The 4865-nt window shown below is 64.1% G+C and carries 6 protein-coding genes; 4 read left to right on the forward strand and 2 right to left on the reverse strand.

The features are described from left to right. The 4 genes from AAF184_24710 to AAF184_24725 form a co-directional block, all read left to right on the forward strand. A partial coding sequence (locus AAF184_24710) for a DUF3299 domain-containing protein (GenBank protein MEO0425559.1) occupies positions 1–535 on the forward strand: 535 nt, incomplete at its 5' end. Next, positions 525–1241, forward strand: coding sequence for an ABC transporter ATP-binding protein (locus AAF184_24715; protein ID MEO0425560.1), 717 nt, complete (start codon positions 525–527; stop codon positions 1239–1241). The genes AAF184_24710 and AAF184_24715, both read left to right, overlap by 11 nt. After that, a complete protein-coding gene (locus tag AAF184_24720) occupies positions 1238–2506 on the forward strand; it encodes an ABC transporter permease (protein MEO0425561.1) in 1269 nt (422 codons plus the stop codon). The genes AAF184_24715 and AAF184_24720 overlap by 4 nt, the downstream gene beginning before the upstream one ends. A 9-nt stretch (positions 2507–2515) precedes the next feature. Beyond that, on the forward strand, positions 2516–3547 hold the full coding sequence (locus tag AAF184_24725; protein MEO0425562.1) for a GTP-binding protein: 1032 nt from the start codon (positions 2516–2518) through the stop codon (positions 3545–3547). Between the two features lie 37 nt (positions 3548–3584). Here the strand turns inward: AAF184_24725 and AAF184_24730 are convergent, their stop codons facing one another. Together AAF184_24730 and AAF184_24735 are read right to left on the reverse strand one after the other, a co-directional pair. Further along, positions 3585–3830: a hypothetical protein gene (locus tag AAF184_24730; GenBank protein ID MEO0425563.1), complete on the reverse strand. Its 246-nt coding sequence runs from the start codon at positions 3828–3830 to the stop codon at positions 3585–3587. Between the two features lie 106 nt (positions 3831–3936). Further along, on the reverse strand, positions 3937–4119 hold the full coding sequence (locus AAF184_24735; GenBank protein ID MEO0425564.1) for a hypothetical protein: 183 nt from the start codon (positions 4117–4119) through the stop codon (positions 3937–3939). Positions 4120–4865: the final 746 nt, after the last annotated feature.

The raw sequence follows: 4865 nt of genomic DNA on the forward strand, positions 1-4865 counted from the left end.
GCAGGCCGAACCCCCGACCGCGGATGAAGACAAGGCGGACGGTCAAGCCACGGCAAAGGTGGGCGACCAAACCCCGCTCGACATCTCCTGGGACGATCTGCTGCCCGAGGGGGAGCTCGACCGTCTCGAAGAGCTCTACCGGATGTTCTACGAATCCCAGGGCAGCGGCGGCCCCGCCTCGATCCTCGAGGGCGGCCCCGGCGACTCCATGGATCAGATCGGCACCTTCACCACGGTGGGTGAGCTCGACGCCACCATGGTCCGCATCCCCGGCTACATGGTGCCCCTGGACTTCGCCAAAGATCGCAAGCTCTCACGCTTCCTGCTCGTGCCCTACTTCGGCGCCTGCATCCACACGCCGCCGCCGCCACCGAACCAGATCGTGTTCGTGACCGCCGATCCCGCCGTGCGCCTGGACAGCCTGTGGGAACCGGTGTCCGCCGTCGGCGTGCTGCGCACGACCGCGGCCTACACGGACACGGCCAACGCGGCCTACACGCTACAGTTGAGTAAGCTCGAAGCGTATGAGTACTGACGACGGCGCCGACGCCGTCATCGCCCTCGAGCAAGTACGCTTCGGCTACGACCGCTCCGCCGGCCCCGTGCTGGCCCTCGACACCCTGCAGATCGCCCGCGGCGAGCGCATCTTCCTGCGCGGCCCGAGCGGTTGCGGCAAGAGCACGTTGCTCTCCCTGCTGTCGGGGATACTCCAGCCGTGGTCTGGCGAGATCCGCCTGCTGGGGCACGAACTGCACGCCCTGCGGGGCGGGCGCCGTGACGCCTTACGCGCCACCCATCTCGGGGTGATCTTCCAGCTCTTCAATCTGGTGCCCTACCTCTCGATCGTCGCTAACGTCACCCTGCCCTGTCGCTTCTCGCCGGTGCGTCGCCAGCGGGTGCTCGAGGACGGCACCACCTTGCAGGAGGAGGCGCAACGGCTGCTCGAACGCCTGGGCCTCGACGAGTCCTTACAGCGCCAACCGCCGACCGCGCTCAGCGTTGGTCAGCAACAGCGGGTCGCCGCGGCCCGCGCCCTGATCGGTCGACCGGAGCTGGTGCTCGCCGATGAGCCCACCTCCGCCCTCGACGCCGAGGCCCGCGACCGCTTCATCACCTTGCTCTCCGAGGAGTGCGCCCGCGGTAGTTCGAGCCTGCTCTTCGTGAGCCACGACGGCGCCCTCGCCCACCACTTCGATCGCGCTCAAGACCTCTCGGCCCTCAACCAGGCGGCCACCCAATGAATACGGTAGTTGCCGACCTCGCCCTGCGCAGCGCCCTGAACCGCCGCGCCACCCTGCTGCTCACGGTGCTCGCCATCGCCATCGGCGTCGGTGCATTCCTCGCCGTGGAGAAGGTGCGTTCGGGCGCCCGAGATGCCTTCGAGCGCACGATCTCCGGCACCGACCTCATCGTCGGTACACGCACCGGCTCGATCAACCTGCTGCTCTTCACCGTGTTCCACATCGGCGAAGTGCCGGCCAACATGAGCTGGGAAAGCTTCGAGCGCATCTCGGCCTGGCCCGAGGTGGACTGGACGGTGCCGATCTCCCTCGGCGACAGCTTCCGCAACTACCGCGTCGTCGGCACCACCCCCGACTTCCTCGAGCACTACCGCTACGGCGACGACCGCACCCTTACCCTCGCCGACGGCGCTTGGGTGGCAGATCCCTTCGGCGCCGTGCTCGGCGCGGAGGTGGCCGCCGCCCTCGGGCTCGCCCTGGACGCCCCGCTCACCCTGTCCCACGGCCTGCGCTCGGCGGACTTCTCCGCCCACGAGAACACGCCCTTCAGGGTCGCCGGCATCCTGCGCCCCACGGGCACACCGGTGGATCGCTCGGTCTTCGTGGGCCTCGACGGCATCGAAGCCATGCACTTCGGCTGGCGCAGCGGCGCCCCCACGCCCATGGCGCGCCTGGCCACCCCCGATCGCATCGCGCGCATGGACCTCACCCCCGACTCCATCACCGCCGCCTACCTCGGCCTGAACTCCCCGATGAGCATCCTGTCCGTGCAGCGACGCATCAACACGGATTCGCAGGAACCCCTGATGGCAGCCCTTCCCGGCGTCACTTTGTCGCGCCTGTGGGAGGTGGTGGGTGCCACGGAGCGGGTGATGATCGTCATGACCGTGCTCATCGTCATCGTCGGCCTGGTGTCGATCCTCGTCAGCCTATTGGCTACCCTAGGTGAGCGCCGGCGCGAGATCGCCGTGTTGCGTGCGGTGGGCGCGAAGCCCCGGGATGTGTTCCTGTTGCTGATGAGCGAGGCAGGCTTGGTGGCCTTGGCCGGTGCGCTGGTCGGCGTGGTGCTCGTGCAGATCGCCACCGGGGTGATCGCGCCGCTCATGGCCACCCGCTTTGGGCTCACGCTCACCGCCCAGGCGCCGGGGCTCAAAGACCTCTACACGGTCGGGGGCGTCTTCCTCATGGGGGTGGTGCTCGGGGCCCTGCCCGGTGCCCTCGCCTATCGACGCGCCCTTTCCGAGGGGCTGACCGTCCGTATCTGAGCTGGTCGCATGATCACCGGCATCCCGGTCAACATCATCTGCGGCCCCCTGGGGGTCGGCAAGACCACCCTGATCAACCACCTGCTCACGCAGCGGCCTGCGGACGAACGCTGGGCCGTTCTCATCAACGAGTACGGCCTCGTGGGCCTGGATGCTGCCATTATGGACACGGGCGACGAACCGTCGTCGCACGTGGCAATCAAGGAAGTGGCAGGCGGGTGTATCTGCTGCAGCGCAGGCCCCGTCTTCGAGGTGACGCTCATCCAACTGCTGAGGCGCAAGCCTGATCGCTTGCTGATCGAACCCACCGGACTGGCCACCCTGTCCGGCATCCTCGATACGCTCAGCAAGGAAGGGATACGTGATGCCGTGGATCTACGCTCGATCATCTGCCTGCTCAATCCAGCCACGCTGGAGCGCGACCTGACGCGCAACGAAGTGCGCGATCAGGTGGAGGCCAGTGACGTGCTGCTGGCGAGTCGGTCGGATCTCGCCTCTGGCACCGAACGAGAGCGCTTTCAGAACTGGGCAGCGGGCCTTTTCCCCGCTCGAGGTCACATCGGGGAGATCGAACACGGGCGATTGCCCGCCGCATACCTCGACCTGGGTCATCACGACGGCAAAGCATCCGAGCACGGCTATCACCATCACGAGCACACGATCGATCATGGGGCGCAGCGAGCTGCCGTCGACCACGCGCCCGCTGACGTCGGCGCGGACACGCCAATCCTGAGGCACGTGCACCGGTCGGCGCAGACCACGACCATCGGGTGGGTGTGCTGGGCGGGCCTCACGTTCGATAGCGACCGTGTCGACCAGTGGCTGGAAGCGCTCGCTGATGCTCACGGCGTCCGGCGGCTCAAGGCGGTACTGAAGACTTCCCGCGGGTGGCGAGCCTTCAACATCGCCGACGACGTCAAGCAAACGCGCCCGTCAGCCTACCGTCGGGACTCGCGCATCGAGTTGATCGCCGAAGGCGACGCGCCTCCTGATCCCACCGCCCTGGAGGCAGCTCTGCGTGGCTGCCTCCGTGACGAGTAGGTGCGTCAGGCCCGGGCGTAACGGGCCGGGGCGATGATCAACCGTTATCCTTCAGCTTCACCCGCGCCGGCGGACGCCCCGGCACGCTCGGTTGCTCCGCCTCGATTCGCTTGAGCACCTCGGCGATGCCGCGATCGAGCTGAGCATCCCCATCGCTGGTCGGATCGTTGCTCACCTCGATGTCCGGCGCGACGCCTTCACCTTCGATGATCCAGCCCTTGCTCTTCTGCGACATGCCGAACTCCGGCACGAAGACTCTAACGTCCTCATCGAACCTTGCCAAGAACGACTGCTATTCCAGTGCTAAGTCGTGGCGTTGGGGAATCTCGAACAAAAAATCACCAAGCTCCCTGAACATCATACCACTTGCATGCTAAAGCGAGACGATGTTACAACGCACCTGATGAGAAATTTTTCTGGCTGGCGGTAACCTCCGCCGCCGGGAGCTCCGACAGATTCTCGAAGAAGGTGCGGAGGACCACGTGCGGAACGAACTCCGCCGGGTCCTGCACGATCTCGTCGACGGACGACTTATCGTCCTCCGACGCGGCTTCGATGATGGCGTTCTCCACGGACGACGCGAGGAGGGCTACGGCCGCAGCTAGCTGTAAGCTGGTTCAAGATGGGCCGCAGGACCCGAATAAGGTATGAGTTGACCGCGCTCGGGCTGAGATGAACATCTACGAGTATATCGTTTCGATCGGGGTCAGCGCAACACGTACGATTCAGCCGGGGATCGTACAATCGTGTCCAGTTTTATATCGGACAGGACAGGCTGCGAAAGTGAAACTGGAAGGGTCTTGCTGTGGAGGCGGCAGCTCATCACTTGCCTGGAAAACACTCATTATTCTGCAACCACTCTGACCCTCATGAGACGTACAGCATAGTACACCCAAATTTCATTCAAAACACAAGGAGTGAGCTTAACTTCGGTCGGGCGGGGCGTAGACGGCTCCCAACGGGCTTCATTTATGCGGAGTACGTGTATAGGATGAGAGACGGAGTATTTTTGTGTGTAAACAAAAAGATTCAGTATCCTGCAAACACTCCGACCTTCATAAGACGAATTAGACATGGATATATTGATCATGTAGAAGGCTCTGTGAGCACTGCTGCGCTGAAACCTAAGCGCAGGAAACGTTGTTTGAGACCCGAGAGTCTCACGTTCGAGCTCCACGATCAAGACACGTCCGACCCCTACGAGACAAAGTTGACAGAGATTTTATTGGTGACAGAAGCTCCGAGCACCGCCTCGCACAACCGAAAGTGCGTAGAAGGTTGTTCTGATACCCGAAAGTTCAACTTTCAAGCAAGGCCA

It is taken from the genome of Pseudomonadota bacterium (assembly GCA_039815145.1).
In the GTDB taxonomy this organism is placed as follows: domain Bacteria; phylum Pseudomonadota; class Gammaproteobacteria; order Steroidobacterales; family JBCBZW01; genus JBCBZW01.

Excerpts from the sequence above, each read along its gene's own strand:
- AAF184_24715 (MEO0425560.1), top strand. The coding sequence starts at position 525 with ATGAGTACTGACGACGGCGCCGACGCCGTCATCGCCCTCGAGCAAGTA.
- AAF184_24720 (MEO0425561.1), top strand. The coding sequence starts at position 1,238 with ATGAATACGGTAGTTGCCGACCTCGCCCTGCGCAGCGCCCTGAACCGC.
- AAF184_24725 (MEO0425562.1), top strand. The coding sequence starts at position 2,516 with ATGATCACCGGCATCCCGGTCAACATCATCTGCGGCCCCCTGGGGGTC.